Source organism: Serratia marcescens subsp. marcescens ATCC 13880, from assembly GCF_017299535.1.
GTDB classification, from domain to species: domain Bacteria; phylum Pseudomonadota; class Gammaproteobacteria; order Enterobacterales; family Enterobacteriaceae; genus Serratia; species Serratia marcescens.
In genome coordinates this window covers 3219986-3243244 of the sequence record NZ_CP071238.1, presented here as the reverse complement: position 1 = coordinate 3243244, position 23259 = coordinate 3219986, and the positions used below count along the sequence as shown (strand labels likewise).

24 protein-coding genes are annotated in these 23259 nt (G+C 62.2%); 11 read left to right on the top strand and 13 right to left on the bottom strand.

The features are described 5' to 3' along the window. Positions 1–23: 23 nt before the first annotated feature. Positions 24–458 carry a DoxX family protein gene (locus J0F90_RS15520; RefSeq protein ID WP_033639943.1) on the bottom strand — a complete coding sequence of 145 codons (435 nt, stop codon included), beginning with the start codon at positions 456–458 and terminating at the stop codon, positions 24–26. A gap of 217 nt (positions 459–675) precedes the next feature. Here J0F90_RS15520 and J0F90_RS15515 point away from each other — a divergent pair, with 217 nt between their 5' ends. The 3 genes from J0F90_RS15515 (at position 676) to J0F90_RS15505 (ending at position 2899) form a co-directional block, all read left to right on the top strand. Beyond that, entirely contained in the window at positions 676–876 is a 201-nt protein-coding gene (locus tag J0F90_RS15515) for a hypothetical protein (RefSeq protein ID WP_016927170.1), read from the top strand. Positions 877–952: 76 nt separating this feature from the next. Continuing rightward, entirely contained in the window at positions 953–1351 is a 399-nt protein-coding gene (gene gspS / locus J0F90_RS15510; RefSeq protein WP_033639944.1) for a type II secretion system pilot lipoprotein GspS, read from the top strand. Between the two features lie 114 nt (positions 1352–1465). After that, positions 1466–2899 carry an EmmdR/YeeO family multidrug/toxin efflux MATE transporter gene (locus J0F90_RS15505; protein WP_004935263.1) on the top strand — a complete coding sequence of 478 codons (1434 nt, stop codon included), beginning with the start codon at positions 1466–1468 and terminating at the stop codon, positions 2897–2899. Positions 2900–2922: 23 nt separating this feature from the next. Here the strand turns inward: J0F90_RS15505 and J0F90_RS15500 are convergent, their stop codons facing one another. The 3 genes from J0F90_RS15500 to pqqU all read right to left on the bottom strand — a co-directional run bounded on the left by J0F90_RS15500 (position 2923) and on the right by pqqU (position 8160). Then, positions 2923–3102, bottom strand: coding sequence for a hypothetical protein (locus J0F90_RS15500; RefSeq protein ID WP_015378373.1), 180 nt, complete (start codon positions 3100–3102; stop codon positions 2923–2925). A 399-nt stretch (positions 3103–3501) separates the two neighbouring features. Further along, positions 3502–5874, bottom strand: a complete 2373-nt coding sequence (locus tag J0F90_RS15495) for a glucose/quinate/shikimate family membrane-bound PQQ-dependent dehydrogenase (protein ID WP_033639946.1) — start codon at positions 5872–5874, stop codon at positions 3502–3504. A 147-nt stretch (positions 5875–6021) separates the two neighbouring features. Continuing rightward, positions 6022–8160, bottom strand: a complete 2139-nt coding sequence (gene pqqU, locus J0F90_RS15490) for a TonB-dependent receptor PqqU (RefSeq protein WP_181817268.1) — start codon at positions 8158–8160, stop codon at positions 6022–6024. A 305-nt stretch (positions 8161–8465) separates the two neighbouring features. Between pqqU and J0F90_RS15485 the strand changes: the two genes are divergently transcribed. Continuing rightward, entirely contained in the window at positions 8466–9455 is a 990-nt protein-coding gene (locus J0F90_RS15485; protein ID WP_033639947.1) for an aldo/keto reductase, read from the top strand. Here J0F90_RS15485 and J0F90_RS15480 read toward each other — a convergent pair. After that, positions 9452–10345, bottom strand: coding sequence for a LysR family transcriptional regulator (locus J0F90_RS15480; RefSeq protein WP_033639948.1), 894 nt, complete (start codon positions 10343–10345; stop codon positions 9452–9454). The genes J0F90_RS15485 and J0F90_RS15480 overlap by 4 nt on opposite strands. A gap of 172 nt (positions 10346–10517) precedes the next feature. Between J0F90_RS15480 and J0F90_RS15475 the strand changes: the two genes are divergently transcribed. After that, on the top strand, positions 10518–10913 hold the full coding sequence (locus J0F90_RS15475; protein WP_033639949.1) for a (R)-mandelonitrile lyase: 396 nt from the start codon (positions 10518–10520) through the stop codon (positions 10911–10913). 6 nt (positions 10914–10919) lie between these two features. Here the strand turns inward: J0F90_RS15475 and J0F90_RS15470 are convergent, their stop codons facing one another. The 3 genes from J0F90_RS15470 to gabD all read right to left on the bottom strand — a co-directional run bounded on the left by J0F90_RS15470 (position 10920) and on the right by gabD (position 13290). Next, a complete protein-coding gene (locus J0F90_RS15470; RefSeq protein ID WP_025159860.1) occupies positions 10920–11288 on the bottom strand; it encodes a glyoxalase superfamily protein in 369 nt (122 codons plus the stop codon). 22 nt (positions 11289–11310) lie between these two features. After that, the gene (locus J0F90_RS15465; RefSeq protein ID WP_016927177.1) at positions 11311–11724 is read right to left on the bottom strand and encodes a GyrI-like domain-containing protein; all 414 of its coding nucleotides are present in this window, start codon (positions 11722–11724) and stop codon (positions 11311–11313) included. 90 nt (positions 11725–11814) lie between these two features. Continuing rightward, a complete protein-coding gene (gene gabD / locus J0F90_RS15460) occupies positions 11815–13290 on the bottom strand; it encodes an NADP-dependent succinate-semialdehyde dehydrogenase (protein WP_033639951.1) in 1476 nt (491 codons plus the stop codon). Between the two features lie 214 nt (positions 13291–13504). Between gabD and J0F90_RS15455 the strand changes: the two genes are divergently transcribed. Further along, on the top strand, positions 13505–13720 hold the full coding sequence (locus J0F90_RS15455; RefSeq protein WP_004935234.1) for a glycogen synthase: 216 nt from the start codon (positions 13505–13507) through the stop codon (positions 13718–13720). A gap of 37 nt (positions 13721–13757) precedes the next feature. Here J0F90_RS15455 and J0F90_RS15450 read toward each other — a convergent pair whose 3' ends face one another. Continuing rightward, positions 13758–14672 carry a PNPOx family protein gene (locus J0F90_RS15450; protein ID WP_033639952.1) on the bottom strand — a complete coding sequence of 305 codons (915 nt, stop codon included), beginning with the start codon at positions 14670–14672 and terminating at the stop codon, positions 13758–13760. A 4-nt stretch (positions 14673–14676) separates the two neighbouring features. After that, the gene (locus J0F90_RS15445) at positions 14677–15294 is read right to left on the bottom strand and encodes a glutathione S-transferase family protein (protein WP_033639953.1); all 618 of its coding nucleotides are present in this window, start codon (positions 15292–15294) and stop codon (positions 14677–14679) included. Between the two features lie 98 nt (positions 15295–15392). Here J0F90_RS15445 and J0F90_RS15440 point away from each other — a divergent pair, with 98 nt between their 5' ends. The 5 genes from J0F90_RS15440 to J0F90_RS15420 all read left to right on the top strand — a co-directional run bounded on the left by J0F90_RS15440 (position 15393) and on the right by J0F90_RS15420 (position 20287). Continuing rightward, entirely contained in the window at positions 15393–16328 is a 936-nt protein-coding gene (locus J0F90_RS15440; RefSeq protein ID WP_033639955.1) for a LysR family transcriptional regulator, read from the top strand. 124 nt (positions 16329–16452) lie between these two features. Further along, complete coding sequence (locus J0F90_RS15435; protein ID WP_033639956.1) at positions 16453–17250, top strand: alpha/beta hydrolase; 798 nt, start codon at positions 16453–16455, stop codon at positions 17248–17250. Position 17251: 1 nt separating this feature from the next. Then, positions 17252–17623, top strand: coding sequence for a RidA family protein (locus J0F90_RS15430; protein ID WP_033639957.1), 372 nt, complete (start codon positions 17252–17254; stop codon positions 17621–17623). A 58-nt stretch (positions 17624–17681) separates the two neighbouring features. Beyond that, positions 17682–18869 (top strand): amino acid aminotransferase, encoded by a 1188-nt coding sequence (locus J0F90_RS15425; protein ID WP_033639958.1) that lies wholly within the window; start codon positions 17682–17684, stop codon positions 18867–18869. A gap of 20 nt (positions 18870–18889) precedes the next feature. After that, positions 18890–20287, top strand: coding sequence for an amino acid permease (locus J0F90_RS15420; protein WP_033639959.1), 1398 nt, complete (start codon positions 18890–18892; stop codon positions 20285–20287). Between the two features lie 37 nt (positions 20288–20324). On the opposite strand, the gene paaY is transcribed toward J0F90_RS15420, so the two are convergent. From paaY to paaK, 3 genes are all read right to left on the bottom strand, one after another. Next, positions 20325–20921, bottom strand: coding sequence for a phenylacetic acid degradation protein PaaY (gene paaY, locus J0F90_RS15415; RefSeq protein ID WP_033639960.1), 597 nt, complete (start codon positions 20919–20921; stop codon positions 20325–20327). A 12-nt stretch (positions 20922–20933) separates the two neighbouring features. Continuing rightward, positions 20934–21872, bottom strand: a complete 939-nt coding sequence (paaX, locus tag J0F90_RS15410) for a phenylacetic acid degradation operon negative regulatory protein PaaX (RefSeq protein ID WP_033639961.1) — start codon at positions 21870–21872, stop codon at positions 20934–20936. Between the two features lie 78 nt (positions 21873–21950). Further along, complete coding sequence (gene paaK / locus J0F90_RS15405) at positions 21951–23258, bottom strand: phenylacetate--CoA ligase PaaK (protein ID WP_033639962.1); 1308 nt, start codon at positions 23256–23258, stop codon at positions 21951–21953. Position 23259 lies beyond the last annotated feature (1 nt).

The following is a 23259-nucleotide window of genomic DNA, read 5'->3' as shown; positions in this document are numbered from 1 at the left end:
AACCTCCTTATGGATTGCACGGCTTACCGATAGGCTTCATTGCGCGCGATCGCGTATTTGCCGCTGCCCAGCAGCAGGATGGCGAGCCCGCCCATAAAGAACACCAGCTCGTTTTCAATGCCCCAGGCGCCGACGTCGGTGACGCTGAACACCTTGCCGGTGCCCACCATCAAAAACGCCACCACTAGCGTAAAGGCGTAAACCAGCGCGGCGGGGCGGGTGAACAGCCCCAAAATGATCAGTATCGGCGCCAGGATCTCCCCCACATACACGCCGTAGGCGATGAAGGCGGGCAGCCCGTGATCCTGCAACGCACCGGCGATCCAACCGACGCCGTGCTGAATCTTCGCCACGCCGTGAAACAGCATCAGTCCGCCGAAGGTCAGTCTGAGCGCCAACTTGCCGGCGTCCGGACGATCAAAAAGGCGCGTGAACACCGCATTCAATGACTTAACCATGGCCCTTCCTCCTGAATAGGAATGATTTTCAATCAATATATCAATAAGGTGAATGAGAAAGATGTTCTGGATCAGTAAAACGGCGGACTTTACGCCGAATCACCGGGTGAGATTTAGCGGGCGCTTCACGCGGCAACGCAGGCTGTCCCCGCGACCCAAATCGCGGTAAAATGCAGCAGTTCACCTTATCGCACGTCATCAGGCCGTCGTACTCGCTATGAAAATGCGCAAACCGCGCCGTCCGCCCGGGCGGTGGATTTATTACATCCTGCATGAAGACATGCTGTGGCCCTGCCCGGTCAAATGGGAGTGGGAGAGCGGCTATAACGCCTGGCTGCCGTTTTACTATTCCCCCACGCTGGAATTTGTCGCCGGCAACCCCGCCCGCGCCACCAAGGTCAGCAGCGGCCGGCGCTAAGCGTGCTGCCCACCTTGCCGCCCGGCATCCGCTCACCTAAGATCATTGCATCACCCACAGGTTTCCGGGAGCGCCCATGTCTACTTTGTTTCGCACGTCTCTTTGCGGCGCGGCGGCGTTGCTGCTGCTTGCGGGTTGTCAGCAGACGGCGCATCGACCGGCGCCGCCGCTGCAGGCGCAATTGGATCACATCGCTCTGATGCTGGCCGGCGGGCATTTCCTGCGCGTGGACTGCGGGCGCAGCGACGTGCCGGACGACGTGAAATTGCAACGCACTGCGATGCGTGCAGCGCAGCACCGCGGCTGGGATACGCATGCGGCAGGGTATCGGCAGTTGCCGGCGCTCACCCAGGCGCGTTACCTGACTTTGCAACAGGATAATCAGCTGCTGACGGACAAATGCGCCACGCTCAGCCGCAGCACCGCGCGCTTTATTGCGGCGGCGCAGGCCGATCAGGAAGACTACATGGAGTAGCGCTACGGTGTGCCTGTCGGGCGCTCGCCACGGGCGCCCAAAAATTCTTTGCAGGATAACGATTTATCGCTCATCATTTGAAATGATGTTTCACTTTTATCCATCGAGCCCACCTTGAACCTGTATGCCGCACTGCGTCAGCGCGTGGAAAATACGCCTTGGTACGCCAAACGGAAAAGCTACCGCGTGCTGTTCTGGCGCGAAATCACGCCGCTGGCGGTGCCGATCTTTCTGGAGAACGCCTGCGTTCTGTTGATGGGGGTGCTGAGCACCTTTCTGGTGAGTTGGCTCGGCAAAGAGGCGATGGCCGGGGTGGGGCTGGCGGACAGCTTCAACATGGTGATCATCGCCTTTTTCGCCGCGGTGGATCTCGGCACCACCGTGGTGGTGGCCTTCAGCCTCGGCAAGCGGGATCGCCGGCGCGCGCGGGCGGCGGCGCGTCAGTCGCTGGTCCTGATGACCGGTGTGGCGTTGCTGTTGGCGGCGGGCATTCACCTGGCGGGTGAACCTATCATTGATGTGATCGCCGGTGCGGCCTCGCCGGAGGTGAAAGCGCTGGCGCTCTCTTACCTGCAAACCACGGTGTGGAGCTACCCGGCGGCGGCGATTGCGCTGATTGGCAGCGGCGCGTTGCGCGGCGCGGGCAACACCAAGATCCCGCTGCTGATCAACGGCGGCATGAATATCCTCAATATCATCATCAGCAGCATCCTGATTTACGGCATGCTGGGCTGGCACGGGCTGGGCTTCGTCGGCGCCGGGCTGGGGCTGACGATTTCCCGCTATATCGGCGCCATTGCCATCCTCTATGTGCTGGCGATCGGTTTTAATCCGGCGCTGCACATCACGCTGAAAAGCTATTTCACGCCGCTGAAGATGAGCATCCTGTGGGAAGTGCTGGGGATCGGCATTCCCGCCAGCGTCGAATCGGTGCTGTTCAACGGCGGCAAACTGTTGACGCAGATGTTCGTCGCCGGCATGGGCACCAACGTGATCGCCGGTAACTTCATCGCCTTCTCCATCGCTTCGTTGATCAACTTGCCGGGCAACGCGCTGGGGTCGGCTTCGACCATCATCGTCGGCCGGCGGCTCGGCAAAGGCGAGATCGGTCAGGCGGAACGGCAGCTGCGCCATATTTTCTGGCTGTCTACCCTTGGGTTGACCGCTATCGCCTGGGGCACGGCGCCGTTGGCCGGGGTATTCGCCGCGTTTTATACCTCGCAGGATGACGTGAAAACGGTGGTGAAAACCCTGATTTGGCTCAACGCCGCCTTTATGCCGATCTGGGCCGCTTCCTGGGTGTTGCCCGCCGGGCTGAAAGGCGCGCGCGACGCCCGCTTTGCCATGTGGGTGACGATGCTCGGCATGTGGGGCTGCCGCGTGGTGGCGGGCTACGCGCTGGGTATCGAACTGGGCATGGGCGTGGTGGGGGTCTGGTTGGGGATGTTCCTCGATTGGGCGGTGCGCGGCGCCTTGTTCTACTGGCGCATGGTCAGCGGACGCTGGCTGTGGAAATATCCGCGGGCCAAACGCCGGGAGGCCGGGTAACCGGCCGCGGGGCACCGGCGGCCTCAGTATAAAAGCGTCATCGCGCTGAAGAACAACAGCGTCAAGGCGATGATGATGAGGTTTTGCGTGGCTTTGCGCACCAGTTTACTGGCGCTCAGGCGGCTGTCGATGACGTAGAGCAGCGGCACCATCAGCAGCACGTAGGCGAACATCAGCATGGCGGTAAAGGGTTGCAGGTTCATTCTCGCCCCTCCTGTGCGCCATCATGGCCGACCAGGTGCACCAGCACGGCCTTCGGCTGATGGGGCAACGCAATAAAGGGCGGGGTGGCTGGGGAGTCCGCTGCGAACGGCAGACCGGCGCGCCGTGTCCTCACCGCCGCTTGCAGAATTTTCTTTCGATGTTTCCGAGTATGGTCGACCATGCGCCTCCGAATAAGGCCGCCGGCAGGCGGCCGATCGCTGTATTGCAAGGATTACAGGCCGCTGCCGGGGCCATGCATCCATAATATTGCGAATGATAACCATTATCAATGGTGGGGGGGTGAAAAAATTAAGGGTATTGCAAGGGGGCATCGGGCGGTGGCGTAAAAAGAAAAAGCACGCCTTGCGGCGTGCTTTGCGGGGTACTAACGGCGGTGGTTACTTCTGATCGGGCAGAGCGTAAGCGACCACGTAGTCGCCCAGCTTGGTGCCGAAGGAACCGTGGCCGCCGGCGTAGATCAGCACGTACTGCTTGCCGTTGACCTCATAGGTCATCGGCGTCGCCTGGCCGCCGGCCGGCAAGCGCGCTTCCCACAGTTTTTCACCGTTGGTCACGCTGAAGGCGCGCAGGTAGTTGTCTGCGGTGGCGCCGATGAAGAACACGTTACCGGCGGTGGTCACCGGGCCGCCCAGCATCGGCATGCCCATTTTGAACGGCAGCGGCAACGGTGAGCTGTCGCGCACGGTGCCGATGCGTTTTTTCCACACGATGTCGTTGGTTTTCAGATCCACGGCGGAAATGTAACCCCAGGCCGGCTGTTTGCATGGCAGACCAAACGGTGACAGGAACGGGTTCAGGGTGACGCCGAACGGCACGCCATACTGCGGCTGTACGCCGGATTCGGTGCCGCTGCCGCCTTTGTCGCCTTCCGGCGGCTCAATCGGGTTGCCTGGGCCGCGCGGGATCAGTTTGGAGACGAACGGCAGCGCGATCGGGTTGGCGATGGCGATTTCGCGATCGGTATCGACGGCCAGGCCGCCCCACTCGAACATGCCCAGGTTGCCCGGGAACACCAGCGTGCCCTGCTCGGATGGCGGGGTGAAGGTGCCTTCGTAGCGCAGGCTGTGGAACATCACGCGGCAGACCAGCTGATCATAGATGGTCGCGCCCCACATGTCGGCGCCGGTCAGTTTCTTCTCAGGACGGAAGGTCAGCTCGGAGAACGGCTGGGTCGGTGACAGGCGATCGCCTTTGGCCGGGCCCTGCGGTACCGGTTTCTCCGGCGCCGGCACCACCAGTTCGCCGTTGGTGCGGTTCAGCACGAAGATGTTGCCGGTTTTGGTCGGCACGTAGATGACCGGCACTTTTTTACCGCTCTTGTCGGTAATGTCTGCCAGGGTTGGCTGCGCCGGCACGTCCATATCCCACAGGTCGTGGTGGACGGTCTGATAGAACCAGGCCAGTTTGCCGGTGGAGGCGTTCAGCGCCAGCAGGCCGCTGGCGTAGCGCTCCATTTCCGGCGTGCGGTTGCCGCCCCAGATGTCCGGCGTGGCGACGCCCATCGGCAGATAGACGATATCCAGCTTGGCGTCATAGGCGGCCGGCGCCCAGGAGTTCGGCGAGTTCGGCACGAAGTGATGCTCATCCGCCGGGATGGCGTTCGGATCTTTCGCGCCCGGATCGAAGGCCCACAGCAGCTTGCCGCTGTTGACATCGAAGCCGCGGATCACGCCGGAAGGCTCACGGTTGGAGTAGTTGTCGGTCACGGCGCCGGCGACGACGATCACGTTATCGGTGATCACCGGCGGCGAAGTCGGCTCGTAGTGGCCCGGAGTGGCATACGGCATGTTGCTCTGCAGGTTCAGCTCGCCGTTGTTGGCGAAGTCCGGGCACGGTTTGCCGGTTTCGGCGTCCAGCGCAAACAGGCGGCCGTCGTTGACCGGCAGAATGATGCGGCGTGCGCACATCGCCGGTGCGGCATCGCCGGCGGCGCCCGCGGCTGCGGCGGTTTCGTGGTAAGACACGCCGCGGCAGGTGATGTGCTGGAAGGTCGGGTTGTACTTCAGCTGCGGATCAAATTTCCACTTTTCTTTACCGGTGGCGGCATCCAGCGCAAACAGCTTCTGGTGCGGCGTACACATGTAAAGGGTATCGCGGATTTTGATCGGCGTGACTTCGTTGGTGATCTCACCCGGATCGTTGGCGGTCTTCAGATCGCCGGTCTGGAAGCGCCAGGCTTCTTGCAACTGGCCAACGTTTTTGTCGTTGATCTGGCTCAGCGGCGAGTAACGGGTGCCTTCCTGGGTGCGGCCATAGGCCGGCCAGTCGGACCCGGTGGCGTCTTTCGGCTGTACCTGAGCGGCGTCGAGCGTGCCGTTGATCTCTTGCGGATCGTTGAATACGGCATAGGCCAGCGCGATGACGGTGATCGCCAGCGCCGCGCTCAGCGCGCCGTAGGCGAACTTGCCGTTGGCCACCAGCTTACGGTAGATAAACGGCAGCACCAGCCACAGGCCGAAGAAGAAGGTGACGTCCAGGCGCGGCGTCAGCGCCCAGAAGTCCGGGCCCACTTCCCACAGGGCCCAAATGGTGGTGCCCAGCAGGAATACCGCGTACAGCAGCAGCGCGGTGGCGCGGCGGCGGAACAGCAGCCAGGAGGTCGCCAGCAGCACCAGCCCGGCGATGATGTAATACAGCGAACCGCCCAACTTGGCCAGCCAGATGCCGCCGCCGAGCAGATAAAGCCCGCTCAGCGCGGCAAACAGCGCCGTTATGACGATAAGCGGCGATAGTGACGCTTTATTTTGCATAGCAATACCCTTACCAAAAATGAAAGTCCCCGATTTAGAGATTAAGCCAAATCGGAAAAAACACGCGGTTTCTCCCTATTATTTCAGCGAGAAGCCGCTAGGGTGACGTAAAACCCATCCCGTTTTTTAACCTTAAGGTGCTTTGCCTTATTCAAAGCGATAAGACAAGGTGGCGCCGCCACCCCAGTTGCGCCCCGGCGCCGGCTCGAAATAGCGGCCGTTGCCTTCGTTGACGATCACCGAACCGACGTATCGGCGATCGAAAACATTGTCCACCCGGCTGAACACGTCCAGCGCCCAGCGGTCCCAGGTAAAGCGATAGCCGGCGTTTACGCCGGCCACGGTGTAAGCGGGGGCCTGCGCGCTGTTGGCGTCATTGGCCTGAATGTCGCTCATGTAGCGCAGTTCCGCGCCGGCGTGCCAGCCTTCCGGCGGCGCAAACGCCAGCGAGGCGTAGCCCATGTTGCGGGCGATGCCCGGCAGGCGATTGCCGGCGGGGGTGCAGCCGGCTTTGCCGCACATTTCGCTGCGGTAGGTGGCGTCCAGCAGCGTCCAGGCCATATGCAGCCGCCAGTCCAGCGCAAACTCCTGATCCAGCGCCAGCTCCAGGCCGCGCCGCCGGGTTTTGCCGGCGTTGGCGTAGCTGGTGCGTCCGCCGCTGCTTTCCGCCACCACCAGCTCGTTGTCGGTATCGGTCTGGAACAGCGCGGCGCTCACCAGGCCGTTGCCGAGGCGCCGCTTGCTGCCCAGTTCGACGGTGTCGCTGGTGGATGGCTGCAGGCCGATATTGAGGCCCGTCTGGCCGTCGGGGCGGTAGGAGAGTTCGTTGATGGTCGGGGTTTCAAAGCCGCGGCCGGCGGAGAGATAAACGTTCCACGCCGGGTTGATCTTGTAGTTGAGCGAGCCCATCGGCAGCCACTGGTGGTAGCGTTTGCTGCCGCTGTCGTCGCCGTTGCGCGGCGTGATGTAGTAATCGGTCGAGTCGAAGCTGACCGTGCTGTAGCGCAGGCCGGCGTCCAGCGTCCAGTGTGGCGTCAGTTGCCAGGAGGTTTGCAGGTAAGGATCCAGGTTCCAGATGCGGTTCTTCTCGTTGCGCCGCTGGTCGCCTTTCTCGCCGTAGTCCACTGTGCCGTCTCGCAGAATAAAGTTTTCGAACCCCTGGCGGCGTTCGGTCATGGTTTCATAATCCAGACCGCCGATCAGTGTTACCGGTAACGATGCGAGAGTATCCTCATGCTTCCAGCGAGTGTCAATGCCCTGATATTTTCTTTCCAGCACGATCACCCCGCCGGCGTGGGTGGGGTTGAGCTGCGGCCCCATCGGGATCGATTGGTACTGCGTGGTGTGGCGTTCGCCGTGGTAAGCGGTCAGCGTCAGTTCGTCGCGCTCGCTCATCTGGCGCTGATAGCGCAGGCCGGCCTGGGTTTGATCGAGCGATTTGCGGGTGTTGTATTGATCCGCGCGCGGCGCCTGGCGCGGGTTTTCCTTCCATTCCGCTTCGGTCAGGCCGCCCGGATCGCCGGCATCGATTGAGACGCTGTTGAACATCAGCGTCAGGGTGCTGACGTCGTCCAGCCGCACGCCGAGCTTGCCGTTGCCGAGGTTTTTCCGCGCGGCGCTGTGATCGCGGTAGCCCTGAGTGGTGAAGCGGGTGCCCGAAATGGCGTAGTTGACGTCGCCGGCCTGGGTGCCGTCGCCGGTGGCGCCGGTCGCTTTCACCCCGTAGCGCCAGGTGTTGTCGCTGCCGAAATAGCCGCCGGCCTCCAGCGTCGGCGGCTGGGTGCCGGTAATCGTATCAACATTGATCACCCCGCCCGAGGCGTTGCCGTACAGCGCGGAATAGGGGCCGCGCAGCACCTCGATGCGTTCGACGGAATTGATGTCGATATTGGAGGTTTGTCCCTGGCCGTCGGGCATGGTGGCGGGAATGCCGTCGACGTACATGCGCACGCCGCGCACGCCGAACATCGAACGGCTGCCGAACCCGCGTATCGACAGCTGCAGATCCTGCGCATAGTTTTGCCGGTTTTGAAGCTGCAGGCCCGGCACGCTGCCGAGGTTTTCCGACAGGTTAATCTGCGGGGCGGCGTTGCGCAGGTCCTGGCCGTCGATCACGCTGACGGACACCGGCGATCCCAGCTCGGTCAATCCGGTGGGTTGCGCCATCACCACCAGGGTGTCGCTTTTCTCTTCATTATTTTCTGCCGCCAGCGCCTGGCTGGCAAACATGGGATGTAGCAATAGCATTGCCGCCGGGGTCAGCACGGCGCTTTTCTTATTGGTCATGGAATAAATCTGCCACTGGTATTGAAAGGGAATCGCAGGTCGATTCAGAGTTAGCCATCTGTCGCTCCATCTACATGACGCTAAACGAAAAGGGTAAGGCATCCTGACATCAGTATAGAGTATCTCGGGCAGGAACGTTCCCGCAAAAACACCGCTCCCAGCGGCGGTTAACGGATTCATGAGCCTGGCTCATAAGCCCAAGCGTATTTCGCCCCATAGTCATGGCGGCAGTCGCGTTTTACAGTCACCACACCGGAGCGGCTCCGCGTCAGGCGGGGCCGGTATCAATCAGCGGGAGAGTGAAGATGCAAACACGCAAGTTGGGGCGCGAAGGGCTGGAAGTCTCGGCGTTGGGGTTGGGCTGCATGGGGCTGAGCTTTGGCTACGGCCCGGCCACCGACAAACGGCAGGCGATCGATCTGATCCGTGCTGCGGTCGACGAAGGCGTGACGTTCTTCGATACCGCGGAGATTTACGGCCCGTTCACGAACGAGGAGCTGCTGGGCGAAGCGCTGGCACCGGTGCGTGATAGGGTCGTCATCGCCACCAAATTCGGTTTCGATCTGCCGCAGCCGGCGGGGCAGCAGGTGTTGAACAGCCGTCCGGAGCATATTCGCCGGGCGGTGGAAGGCTCGTTGAAGCGCCTGCGGATAGAGACGATCGATTTGCTGTATCAGCACCGCGTCGATCCTGAGGTGCCTATCGAGGAGGTGGCCGGTACGGTGCAGCAACTGATTCGCGAAGGGAAAGTGAAGTATTTCGGTCTGTCGGAAGCCGGCGCGCAAACCATTCGGCGAGCTCACGCGGTACAGCCGGTCACGGCGCTGCAAAGCGAATATTCGCTGTGGTGGCGCGAGCCGGAGCGTGAAATCTTGCCGACGCTGGCAGAACTGGGCATCGGCCTGGTGCCGTTCAGCCCGCTCGGCAAGGGCTTTCTCACCGGTGCCATCACCGAGGACACCACCTTTGACAGCGGCGATTTTCGCAACCTGGTGCCGCGCTTCAGCGCCGAAGCGCGCCGGGCCAATCAGGCGCTGGTGAGCGTGCTGGGGCAGATAGCGCAGCGCAAGTGCGTGACGCCGGCGCAGATCGCCCTGGCCTGGTTGCTGGCGCAGCAGCCGTGGATCGTGCCGATCCCGGGAACCACCAAGCGTCACCGGCTGGAAGAAAACCTTGCGGCGGAGTCGGTGGTGTTGGCGGCGGACGAACTGGGCGAGATTGAGCGTGCGCTCTGCGCTATCGACGTGATCGGCGAGCGCTACCCGGCGTATCTGCAGAAGAACGTCGGGCGCTAAGCCCCGCGTCGCAGCGCCTCAATCAGCAGCGCAAAGGCGGTGGTGTGCTGCCTGCGGCTTGGATAATAGAGGTAATAGCCGGGAAACGGCGGGCACCAGTCCTCCAGCGCCATCTGCAACCGCCCGTCGGCCAGCGGCTCGGCGACGGTATCTTCCGGCACAAAGGCGATGCCGAGGCCGAGCTGCGCGGCGTCGATCCGCTGGCGCAGGCTGTTGAAGGTCAGTTGCCCCTCCACCCGCACTTTAATCTCCCGGCCATCGCGGGCAAATTCCCAGGCGTACAGCCCGCCGAGGGTGGGCAGGCGCATGTTGATGCAGCGATGGTTTTGCAGTGATTGCGGTGTGGCGGGGCGGCCGCAACGGGCGAAATAGGCCGGGGAGGCGACCGGCACCATGCGCATATCCGGCCCGATGCGCACCGCAACCATGTCCTTCGCCACCTGTTCCCCCAGCCGGATGCCGGCGTCGAATCGCCCGGCGACGATGTCGGTCAGGCTGTTGTCGACGGTGATTTCCACGTTGATATCCGGGTAATCGACGAGAAAAGTGCGCAGCACCGGCCACAGCACCGCATCCACCGCGTGTTCGCCGGCGGTGATGCGGATGTTGCCGGCGGGCCGATCGCGCATTTCACCCAGCGCGTTCAGCTCGTTTTCTATCTCCGCCAAGCGTGGACCGATGTTGTTGAGCAGCCGTTCACCGGCCTCGGTGGGGGCGACGCTGCGGGTGGTGCGCGTGAGCAAACGCAGCGCCAGGCGTTCTTCCAGGCCGCGAATGGCGTGGCTGAGCGCCGATTGGGAAACGCCAAGCTGCGCCGCCGCTTTGGTGAAGCTGCGTTCCCTGGCGACCATCAGGAAAGCGATCAGATCGTTAAAGTTTTCTTTCAACATACCGGCACCGGAGAGCTAGGTTGGGGCGCTGCCGCGCGTAGATTTATGAATTGAGCTCATAGCTCCTTGCGCATTTTACCCGCTAGTCGCCGGAAAAACACGGCGCTATCTTGGCATCACTGACTCATAACTATCAGCGTCGGTTGGAAAGCCGACGTGGAGGACACGACAGATGAAAATACAACGCAGCGGTTCTATCCCATCACAGCGCGGTTCGGCGGATTACTTTACCGGGCAGGTACGCATTGACGCACCCTTCGCCGGTGACGCGCCGGCCAGGGTGGGGGGCGCGACCGTCACCTTCGAACCCGGCGCCCGCACGGCCTGGCATACCCATCCGCTCGGCCAGACGCTGATCGTCACTCAGGGGCGCGGGTGGATCCAGATGTGGGGCGAGGCCACGCAGGAAATGCATCCCGGCGATATCGTCTGGATCCCGGCAGGCGTCAAACACTGGCACGGCGCGACGCCGGACACCGCCATGACTCATATCGCCATCGCCGAAGCGCTGGACGGCACTCCGGTGATCTGGTTGGAGCCGGTCAGCGAGGCGGAGTACCGGCAATAACGGCGCTCAGGACCTGCGGTTCTGTTCGCAGAACCGCAGGCGGTTGCCGAACGGATCGGTGAGGTTCAGTTCCTTGCCCCAATCGACAATCTCCAGGCCCGGCCGTGCATAGCGGTAGTTTTTGGCCGTGAGCTCCCGGTGCAGCGCATCGATGTCCTGCATCGGAATGAAAATGGCGGCGCCGGGCGTGCTGTCGCCGTAGTGTTCGCTCAGGTGCAGCGTCAGCCCGGCGCGGGCAATCTGCATGTACAGCGGCAGGTCTTCGCTGAAACGGTGCTCCCATTCCAGCGTGAAACCGAGAAAATCCAGGTAAAACTCTTTGGCCTTGTCGACCGAAAAGATACGCAGGATCGGAATGGCGGGCGAGAAGGCGATCATCGTTGACCTCATTGTCGCGTTAGCGGCAGCCGATGTGGATATCGACCGCGTCGGGGCCGGTATAGGCTTCGAAGTCGGTCAGGAAGCGGCGTTCGATCTCAGGGTGTTGTTCGAAGTAGGCCCAGATGCGCTGCCAGCTTGCGATGACCGCCGCCGGCATCGCGCCACGGGCGGGGAAGACCAGATAGCGGCCGGGTTGGATGTGTAAACCGCTCTGTGCCTCACTGCCGGCGGTGACGTCAAACGGCCCGCTGGCGTCGGAAGCGTAATTGGAATAGACCCCGTATACCGGCAGGGCGGGTGAGGTAGCGAAAAAATCCGACCACAGCGCGGGAATCTTTGCCGTTTCGGCTTGGGTTTCGTTCTGGTTGGTGGTTCTGACTGTTTGGCCGGCGACGTAAAAGCCGGGCAGATGTACCGAGATGGGCCGCATAGAGACAATCCCTTTTAACCGCACAAAGATGCCTAACCTAAAGATAGCAAACGCCAGACAGAACCCCCGCAGGTGCGGGGGCCGATCGCATCAGGCGCCCAGGCCGCCAAGGCACAGGTATTTGATCTCGAGATAGTCTTCGATGCCGTATTTGGACCCTTCGCGGCCCAAACCGGAGTGCTTCATGCCGCCGAACGGCGCCACCTCGGTGGAGATCAACCCTTCGTTGATGCCGACAATGCCGTACTCCAGCGCTTCGGCCACGCGCATCACCCGGCCGATGTCGCGGCTGTAGAAGTAAGCGGCCAGGCCGAATGGCGTGTCGTTGGCCATCTCGACGGCGTCGGCTTCCTGGCTGAAGCGGATCAGGGGCGCCACCGGGCCGAAGGTTTCCTCGCGGAAGATTTTTGCCGTGCGCGGCACGTCGGTCAGGATGGTCGGGGTGAAGAAATTGCCGCCCAGCGCGTCAGGCTTGCCGCCCAGCAGCACCGAGGCGCCGTGCTCGACGGCGTCGGCGATATGCTCGCGCACTTTCTCCACCGCGTCCGGGTTAATCAACGGGCCGATGGTGACGCCGTCATCCAGGCCGTTGCCGACTTTCAGCTTGGCGACGGCGGCTTTCAGTTTGGCGGCGAAGGCCTCGTACACGCCGTCCTGCACCAGAAAACGGTTGGTGCAGACGCAGGTCTGGCCGGCATTGCGGTATTTCGAGGCGACCGCGCCGGCCACGGCGGCGTCCAGATCGGCGTCGTCGAACACGATAAACGGCGCGTTGCCGCCCAGCTCCATGCTGGTTTTCTTGATGGTGGGCGCACACTGTGCCAGCAGCTGCGCGCCGACTTCGGTGCTGCCGGTGAAGGAGAGTTTACGCACGTCCGGGTTGGCGGTGAGTTCGCCGCCGATGCCCTTGCTGGGGCCTGTTATCACGTTGCACACCCCGGCGGGCAGCCCGGCGCGCTCCGCCAGCACGGCGATCGCCAACGCCGAGAACGGGGTCTGGCTGGCGGGGCGGATCACCCCGGTACAGCCCGCCGCCCAGCCGGGGCCGGCTTTGCGGGTGATCATCGCCGCCGGGAAGTTCCACGGGGTGATGGCGGCGAACACGCCGATCGGCTCTTTTTGCACGATGATGCGGCGACCGGCCTGGGGCTGTGGAATGGTGTCGCCATACACCCGCTTGCCTTCCTCGGCGAACCATTCGATAAAGGAGGCGGCATAGGCGATTTCACCGCGGCTTTCGGCCAGCGGTTTGCCCTGTTCCGCCGTCATGATGCGCGCCAGATCTTCCTGATTTTCCATCATCAATTCAAACAGCCGCCGCAGCTTGCCGGCGCGCTCTTTGGCGGTCAGCGCGCGCCAGGCGGGCAGCGCTTTTTTGGCGGCGGCGATGGCGCGTGCGGTTTCTTCGGCGCCGAAGGCCGGCACATGGCCAACCAGCTCGCCGTTGGCGGGGTTATGAATGGCGATCGAACGGCCTTCCTGGGCCGGCAACCATTGCCCGTCGATGTAGTTGGCCTCGCGGAACAGCGCGGGATCCTTGAGGGTAGCGCAGATGCTGGTGCTCATGAGTCTCTTCCTTCTTTGCTGAGTTCAACAGAGTGGTCTATCCCATACGGCTACCCTTTACCCTAGCAAATTTTGCCGCCGCCGTTTGCCCGCGCGGCAACAAGATGATCGTTTTCTTTATGCGCACCTTCTGTACAAAAAATACCCTCCGCCGGGCCGATACTGAAAGAGCAGGCATATGACCCTTTTCGATGTAATTAAAAGGAGTGTGCGAATGATGAAATCAGTGGACAGACATCTCGCGGCCTACGGCAGCGAAATGGATTTTTTGGCGTCGAGCATCGCTCTGATGGAATGGCAAGGGCGGCAGATTGACGCCGGGCAGGTGGCCGGCAATATGTCGGAGCAGCAAAGCCGCTTGTTCTTTGCGCGGTTGAATTATTTTCGTCAGCTTTATCAGGCCGCATCGGCGGCCGAACACAGCCTGTAATTTCCGATCCAGCCCCGCCGCAGCGGGGCTTTTCATTTCAGCGCTGCCACACCCCGGTCGCCAGCGTCGCCGGCGAATACTCCAGATTGCGCCCCCGCCACGGCAACGCTGCCGTAAAACGCCAGGCGCGGCGAACGTCAAACCGCCAATAGCGTTCCGCGCCTTCAACGGCGGGATGCCCCTCCGCTTGCCAGAGGATCTGCGTTTCCCCCTGCAGATGCAGCACGTCGCCGCGTTCAAAATCGATGAACAGCAGCGCCGCCCGCGGTTCGGCCAGCAGATTGCCCAGCGTGTTCATATAGCGGTTGCCGCGAAAGTCCGGCATCCACAGCGTGTCACCTTCCAAGTGGATAAAGCCGGGGCGGCCGCCGCGATGAGAAATATCGACGCCGCCCTGCGCCAGTTCCAGGTGCGCGCAGCTGGCAACGAAGCTGGTATCCGCGGCGCGGATCAGCGCCTGCGCCGCCGCATCCAGCGAGGCTAAATGCTCAACCGGCTGTGGCCGGCTGTCCACCGGATAGAGTTCGCGGCGCTGAATGTACTGCGGGCAGTTACCGAAGCTTTGTTGAACGATGATCTCCACCCGGTTTTTGTCGGTGCGGCCGACGGTGCCGTTGGCGCGGTTGCGCCGCCGGTTGCTGAAGTCGAGCCCGAGCGCGCCGATCGGTTTGCCGGGCAGCAACAGCGCCTGGGCGGGATCGTCGCTGCGACGCGGCGCGCTGATGCGTAAATGCGTGTCGTCCGGCGCGCGTAAAAATCCGGGCGGGCCGGTGAACAGGGTGGCGATCGGCCAGCCTTGTTCATCCAGTGTGGCGACGAACAGGTAGGGCAGCGCGGCGAAAAACGCGCGGTGCTGATCCGGCATCGCGGGATAGATGCCGCCGCCTACGCCGCCAAACCCGGCCAGCGTCTGCGCGCGCAGCTCGTCGGGATGGAACAGTTGCGGGATCATGGCTTCAGCTCCCCGCCGGTGCCGGCAGGGCCGGCATGGCGAAGAAGCCGGGAAGCGCCGCGATGCGCGCCGTCCAGCGGCGTATCGCAGGGTAAGGTGCCAGCGAAATGCCGCCTTCGGCCGCGACCGCCACGTAGCTGTGGCAGGCCAGATCGGCGATGGTCGGGTGTTCGGTGGCCAGGTAGTCGCGCTCGCTCAGGTGCTGTTCCATCTGCGGCAGGAAACGATCGCTGACCGCCCGCGCCGCCTGATAATCCTCCGGCACGGCGAATTGGGCGATCAGTCGGCAAGAGGCCGGGCCGTAGCGAACTTCACCGGCGGCTTTGGAAAGCCAGGCTTGCACTCGCGCCGCCGCGGCCGGCTGTTCCGGCAGCCAGTGGCTGTCCGGCGCATAGCGCTTCACCAGATAGACCAGAATGGCGTTGCTGTCGGCCAGCGTCAGATCGCCGTCCTGCAAGACCGGGATCTGGCCTAACGGGTTGAGCCGGCGAAAGGCTGCGCTCTGCCGCACCTCTGCCGAGGCTTCTACCCATTCATAGGGCAGCGCCAGCATGCGCAGCAGCAACGCTACGCGGTGAACGTGGCCGGAAAGCGGGGTGCCGTAGAGAGTGATGGCGGACATGGCGTTTCTCCTCAGTGCTTTTTGTCAGCATACTCTTGCGCTGAGTGAGCGGAATACGGCAATGTGGAAATTGATAATTTCACTTTTCGGAAGAATTTATGGATCGGCTAGACGAGTTGGCCATCTTCGTGGCGGTGGTGCAGCAGGGCAGCCTGGCGGCGGCCGGGCGCAAACTGCGGCGTTCGGCGCCGGCGATCACCAGGGCGATCGCCGCGCTGGAACAGCGTTTTGGCACCCGGCTGGTGGAGCGCACCACCCGACGGCTGGCCCCCACCGAAGCGGGTATGCGGCTGTTGGAACGCGCGCAACAGCTGCTGCAGGATTATCAGGCGGTGGTGCAGGATACCGCAGAAGCGCAGCTGAGCGGCTTGCTGCGCGTTACTTCGCCGGTGCAGTTCGGCCGCCGCTACGTGGCGCCGGTGGTGATGGCGTTTCTCGATGACTACCCGCAGATGCAGATCGAAATGGTGTTGAACGATCGCAATCTCGATCTGATTGACGAAGGGTTGGATATCGCGGTGCGCATCGGTCATCTGCAGGACTCTTCCCGCGTGGCGCGGCGGCTGGGGCAGGTCAGCCGGATGACGGTCGCCAGCCCGGATTACCTGGCGCGCTGCGGCGAGCCGCGCTCGCCGGCGCAGCTGGCGGAGCATGCCACCATCGTCGGCACCCAGCGGCCGTCGCTGCGCGAATGGCGCTTCGGCCCGCAGGAAAACGGCGAACGGGTGCGATTGGCTCCCCGGCTGTTGCTGAATGATGTGGAAGCGCAGCTGCTGGCGGTGCGCGCCGGCAAGGGCATCGCCCGGTTGCTCTCTTATCAGGTGGCGGACGATTTGGCCGCCGGTACGCTGGTGCGGCTGCTGGCGGATCATGAGCCGCTGCCGATGCCGGTGCAGCTGGTGGCGCAGCAGGCGCAACGCATGCCGCTGAAGGTGCGCGCCTTCTGGGATTATGCGTTTGAACGGCTCAGCGCATTGCCGCAAATTCAGCCGGACGGAAGGGGGGAAATAAGCGCAAAAAGTTTCATTGGTTAAACTTTTTCATTATTCTTCAGGTTTTATTTTACCGGGCGCGCATTGCTGATGCGCCCGTCTTGACAATAATTTTGTCGGTGTTAATAGTTAACTCATATTTTAAATAATAAACGAAGTTTAATATATGAGACATCTTGCGGGAAGCTATGATAACGGCGCTGCGGTGGATAATGAAGAGGCTGTTTTGACTTCATTTCAAACCCGCAGTGCAGATATTTATCATCAGGCAAAGCATGAAAAGAATATTGCGTATGGCGACAGCGAACGCGAAACATTTGATTGGCTCTATTCTGCAAAGCAGCACCAGGGGACGTTAATTTTTATTCACGGCGGCTATTGGCAATTCTGCGATAAGGCGGATTTTGCCTTTATCGCCGCCGAACCGTTGGCGTTGGGTTTTGACGTGGTGCTGGTGGAATATGCGCTCGCGCCGGCGGTGGATCTTGACGAAATATGCCGACAGATCGGGGTGGCGTTGAATGCCATTCAGCGCCGCCTGCCGCCGCACTATGCCCATCCGGTTTATCTGTGCGGCCATTCCGCCGGCGGGCATCTGGCGGCGTTCTGGCAGCAGCATGCGTTGGTGGATGCTGTCTTTCCCATCAGCGGCCTGTTCGAGCTGGCGCCGCTGCAACAAAGCTATGTCAATCGGGCGCTGCAGCTGAGCGCGCGGCAAATTGAAATGCTAAGCCCGGCGCGCCGCCTGCCGACGCGCGGCAAGCCGCTTACGCTGTATTACGGCGCATTGGAGCTGCCGGAACTGAGAGGTCAGTCGCAACACTATCATGCGGCGCTGCGCCAACGCGGGTTGCCGGCCGACCTGGTCGCGGTGCCCGGCGCCAATCATTTTACCATTCTGGATGCGTTGTTCGCCGCCGACGGCGCGCTGCTTCGCCAACTTAACCACCACGGGAACCACTGACATGCGCGAGATCGTAGAAACCGGGCTGCCGGAGATCGGCCAGCCTTTTTCCTGGGCCACCCGGGGCGGCGGCATGCTGTTTACCGCTCACGGCCCGGTGCGGGCGGACGGCAGCATCGACACCGGTGCGCCGGAGCGACAGATTACGCTGACCTTCGATAATCTGGCGCAGACGCTGAAGGCGGCGGGCAGCCACAGCGATAAGGTTCTGCAGGTGATCGTGTATCTCACCGACGTCAATGACGTTAAATTACTCGATGATATTTACCGGAAATACTTTAATTATCCTTATCCCAATCGCTCCACGGTCATTGTCGAAAAATTGGTAGTGCCGGGAATGAAAATAGAAATTACCGTCAGCGCCATCGCCTGATTTAATTTCTTCTTAAGTCAGTCTTAATATTAATTCAATAACGAGTTAAGGATGAGTCATGTTTAAACAGATTACACCTTCCGCCGCCGATCCTATTATGTCGCTCATGGAGGCCTATTTGCAGGATCCCAATCCGAAAAAAGTGAATTTAGGCATTGGGCTGTATTACGACCGACAGGGGAATATTCCGCTGATGCAGGCGGTTGAGGCCGCCGAGCAGCGGTTGCTGGCGCTGCGTCGCCCACACGGTTATCCGCCGATCGAAGGTTCGCCTCAGTTCGCTCGCCAGGTGCAGACGCTGCTGTTCGGTGAGCAACAGGCGGCCGAGATCGCCACGGTGCAGACCGTCGGCGGCTCCGGCGCGTTGAAGCTGGCGGCGGATTTTTTGCGCCACTTTCTGGCGCGCGGTGAAATTTGGGTGTCCGATCCCACCTGGGCCAATCACTGGGCGATTTTCGAAGGCGCCGGGCTGCGGGTGAATACCTATCCCTACTTTGATGAAGCGGCGGGCGGCCTGCGTTTCGCCGCCATGCTCGACGCGTTGGACAGCCTGCCGCCCGGCAGCGTGGTCCTGTTGCATCCTTGTTGCCATAACCCGACCGGCACCGATCTGACGGCGGAGCAGTGGCGCGCCACGCTCGCGGTGCTGCAGCGGCGTAACCTGCTGCCGCTGTTCGATATCGCCTATCAGGGCTTCGGCGATGGGCTGGAGGAGGACTGCTTTGCGTTGCGCGAAGCGCTGAAAACCGAGCTGCCGTTTTTAGTCTGCAACTCGTTTTCCAAAAACGTCGCGCTGTATGGCCAGCGTCTGGGCGCACTGTCGGTGCGTTGCGCCGATGCGGAAAACGCCGTCAACGTCAAAGGGGCGTTAAAAACGCTGATCCGCCGCAGCTACTCCTGCCCGCCAACGCACGGCAGCCAGATCGTGGAAGCCCTGCTCGGTGACGCCGAACTCGGCCGGCTTTGGCGCAATGAGCTGGCGGAAATGCGCGTGCGCATCAAGCAGATGCGTGAACAACTGGCCGCCGGCCTGGCGCAGGGCGGTTCTTCGCTGGATCATCGGCGCATACGCGATCAGCGCGGCATGTTCAGCTATACCGGCCTGAACGAAGCGCAGCTGCAGACTCTGCGACAGCGCTACGCCATCTATCTGGTCTCACCCGGCCGCATGTGCTTGCCGGGGCTCAATCCCGGCAACATTGACTACGTGACCGCCGCCATTCTCGACGTCACCCGTACCGCCTAACTCCGCCCGGGAGCACAGCCATGCCACAGATGAATGATTTTGAGCATATCGCCCGCCGTCAGGGCGGGTTGAACAAGCATCTTACCGCCGGACAGATGTCGATGCTGGCGATCGGCGGCGCCATCGGCACCGGGCTGTTTCTCGGCAGCGCCTACGCCATTCAGATGGCGGGGCCGTCGGTATTGTTGAGCTACCTGATCGGCGGCGTCATTGCGCTGCTGCTGATGGGGAGCCTGGCGGAAATGACCTCCGAACACCCGACGCCCGGCTCGTTCGGCGATTACGCTGAATTCTATCTCGGCCCGCTGTTCGGTTTTCTGGTGCGTTATTCTTACTGGTCCTGCGTGGTGTTGGCGGTGGGCACCGAAGTCACCGCCATCGGCATGTACATGCAGTTCTGGTTCCCGGCGACGCCGACCTGGTCGTGGGTGCTGCTGTTCTCGGCGGCGGTGATCGTCGTCAACGTGATCGGCGTGAAGTCGTTCGGTCAGGTGGAATACGCGCTGTCCACCGTCAAAGTGACGGCGATCGTGGCGTTTATTTTGATCGGCATCGGCATTTTGGCATTCTCGGGCAACCCGGCCTACGGCCTGCGCAACCTGACCGCCGGCGGCTTCATGCCGTTTGGCGTCAAGGGCATGTGGTTCGCTGTGATCGTGTCCATCTTCAGCTACCTGAGCATTGAAATGATCGCGGTGGCCGCCGGCGAGGCCAAGAATCCGGTGATTGCGGTGAAGGCGGCGTTCAAGGGCACCATCGTGCGGTTGTTCATCTTCTACATGCTGTCGATCGCCCTGATGCTGGCTATTGTGCCCTGGCGCCAATCCGGCACCGGCGAAAGCCCGTTCCTGATGGCGATGAACGTGATCCATCTGCCCGCCGCCGCCGGTATTTTCAACTTTATCGTGCTGGTGGCGGCGCTGTCGGCGATGAACAGCCAACTGTATATCACCACCCGCATGATGTTCTCGCTGTCGCGCGCCGGGCAGGCGCCGGCGGCGTTGGGGCGCGTCAGCCGGCGCGGCATTCCGGTCAATGCGTTGGCGATGTCGTGCATCGGTATCGTAGTGTCTATCGTGCTGAGCCTGGTGGCGCCGGAGACTTCGTTTGCCGCCATGATGTCTATTTCGGTGTATGGCGCCTGCTTTACCTGGCTGATGATTTTTGTCACCCACCTGTTTTTCCGCCGCCGGCATCGGCTGACTCACCTGAAGTTCCGCATGTGGGGGTTCCCCTATACCACCTTGCTGGGCGCCGGGCTGATGGCGGCGCTGATGATCTCGACCGCGTTTACCGAATTTTTCCGCATGACGTTGTGGTTCGGTATTCCGTTCACCCTGTTGCTGGTGGTGGCTTATCACTTCCAGAGCCGCCGCGCGGCTGCGCCGTCGCCGTTCAAGGCGCCGGAGGTGGAGTAATAAGGGGAGGGGCTGAGGCGCATCTCAGCCCCGGGGATTAAAGCTGGCTTTTCGGGATCAGGTGGTCGCCGAAACTCAGGCGTTGGCGGCCCGGTTCGATTTCGGCCAGCGGCGCCACTTCGTGCAGCGAGGATTTGCAGCGCTGCACCAGATCCTGATACTCGCGGGTGCCGGCGATCTTCCAGGCCAGCTCCTGTTCGGTCAGATCGCGCAGCACGCGCGCCGGGCTGCCGACCACCAGCTTGTTGGCTTCGATCACCGCCGCGGCTTTGACGAACGCCATCGCGCCGACGATGGTGTTCTCGCCGATCTCCGCACCGTCCATCACCACCGCGTTCATGCCCACCATCGCGTTGCGGCGAGTGCGGCAGCCGTGCAGGATGGCGCCGTGGCCGATATGGCCGTCTTCTTCCACCACCGTGTCCTGCTGCGGGAAGCCGTGCATCACGCAGTTGTCCTGAATGTTGGCGCCGTCGCAGATCACCAGGCGGCCAAAATCGCCGCGCAGGCTGGCGTTCGGGCCGATATACACGTGCTTGCCGACGATCACGTCGCCGATCAGCACCGCGGTCGGGTGCACGTAACTGCTGGGGTCAACGACCGGCGTCAGGCCGTCAATCTGATACACAGGCATAGCGTGAGTTCCTTAATATGTAGGGTCGCGCGGCAGGCCGCCGAAGCGCCGATAGTAGCCGGCGGCCGGCGCGGGCAGGGCGCCGATGGTGGTCTCCGCCAGCGCGCTGACGTATTCCGTCGCGGCGCGATCGACCTGCTGATAGAGATTGATGCACAGGTTGCGGGCGATCTGGCCCTCCCACTGCGCGGGCAGCAGCGCGTCCGGCAGCAACGGATCTTTCAACACCACGCGACGGAAGAAGTGAATCAATAATAGCTTAATCTGGAAGCAGCGCAGCGGCGTCAGCGCCGCCGGGTCGACTTCGCGCAGCAGCGCCATCAGCGGCCGGAATGAGACGATAAACTCGTGATAACCGGCCGCCACGTCGCTGAGCGACCAACAGTCGGCCACCAATTTCTGCAGGGTTTGCTCGGAGCGGTTATAGGGGTAATCGGCGCGAAAGTAGATCACCTGCTCGCTGGCGTTCAGTTCGCCGAGCAGCGCCGTCACGTCGGTCTGCGCATGGGTGGGGGCGGCCATCAGGTTGTTGGCGATCTGCCCGAACCCGAGCCAGCCCAGCTCTTTTTTCAGCCGCGCGCGCGCGCTTTTTTCGGCGCATTCCAGCAGCAGCAGCTCCCATTTGCCGTCCCAGGCGGGCTGCTCGCGCAGATAGATCTTCGATTCGGCGTGGCGGAACTGACGCATTCCCTGCTCGGTCACGCGGTAGAAGCTGCGGCGGCCGATTCTCTCCACCGCCAGCCACCCCTCTTTCTGCAGGCGGAACACCGAGGTGCGCACGAAACGATCGCCGAAACCGAAGGCCTCCAGCAGCGCGCTCAGGCTGCCGAGCCACACTTCGCCGCCGCGGTGGCTGAGCGCGTCGCCGTACAGTGAAATGATCAGCGACGTGCCGCTGATCGGCTGGGCGTCGACGGCATGGCGAATGAACTCATCCAGTTTATGTTCCATATTTTTCCATGGGTTAGCCTTCGATGAGCCACAACATTACCATAATTTAGGGCGGCGTCATCCGTGACGCCGTGCGCCTCAGCGCGGCCGCAGATCGACCACGCGCTGCGCTTTGCCTTCCGAGCGCGGAATATCGCCGCAGTTGGCGATGCTGACGTCGGTGCTGACGCCCACGATCGATTTGATGTGGTGGCGCAGCTGGTGGCAGATATCGCAACGCTGCTGATGGCTGAGGCTGAGCGCCGATTCTTTCAGCTCGACGCGCACCGCCAGCGTGTCCAGATGCCCGCTGCGGCTGACCTGTAGTTGATAGTGCGGCGACAGCTGCTCGAACTGCATGATCTGTTCTTCCACCTGCGACGGGAAGACGTTGACGCCGCGAATGATCAGCATGTCGTCGGAGCGGCCGGTGATCTTGCCCATGCGGCGCATCTGGCGCGCGTCGCCCGGCAGCAGCCGGGTGAGATCGCGGGTGCGGTAGCGGATCACCGGCAGCGCCTCTTTGGTCAGGGTGGTGAACACCAGTTCGCCGTGTTCGCCGTCCGGCAGGGCGATGCCGGTCTCCGGACAGATGATCTCCGGCAGGAAGTGGTCTTCCCAGATGGTGGGGCCGCCGCCGCTTTCCAGACACTCCATCGCCACGCCCGGCCCCATCACTTCCGACAGGCCGTAAATATCCAGCGCCTTGATGCCCATGCGGGTTTCGATTTCGTGGCGCAGGGCTTCGGTCCAGGGTTCGGCGCCGAACACGCCGAGCCGCAGCGAGCAGCCGCGTGCGTCGCCGCCCATTTTGCGTTCCAGTTCGTCGATCAGCGTCAGACAATAGGACGGCGTCACCATGATGATGTCGGGTTTGAAGTCGAGGATCAGCTGCGCCTGGCGTTCCGTCTGGCCGCCGGACATCGGGATCACCGTCGCGCCGAGCCGCTCCGCGCCGTAGTGCGCGCCCAGGCCGCCGGTGAACAGGCCGTAGCCGTAGGCGACGTGCACCTTGTCTTTGGCGGTGGCGCCGCCGGCGCGCAGGCAGCGGGCGACGATATCGGCCCAATTATCGATGTCGCGCTGGGTGTAACCGACCACCGTCGGGCGGCCGGTGGTGCCCGAGGAGGCATGGATGCGCACCACCTGCTCCATCGGCACTGCGAAGGTGTCGAATGGGTAGTTGTCGCGCAGATCCTGCTTGGTGGTGTAGGGGAAGCGCGCCAGATCGCTCAGCTGTTTGAGATCGTCGGGGTGTACGCCGGCCTGGTCGAATTTGCGCTTGTACATCGGCACATTGTTGTAGGCGTGGTGCAGCGTCCACTTCAGACGCGCCAACTGCAACGCTTCAATCTCATCGCGCGAGGCGAATTCGATCGTTTCGAGGGGCTGTGGATTTATTGTCATG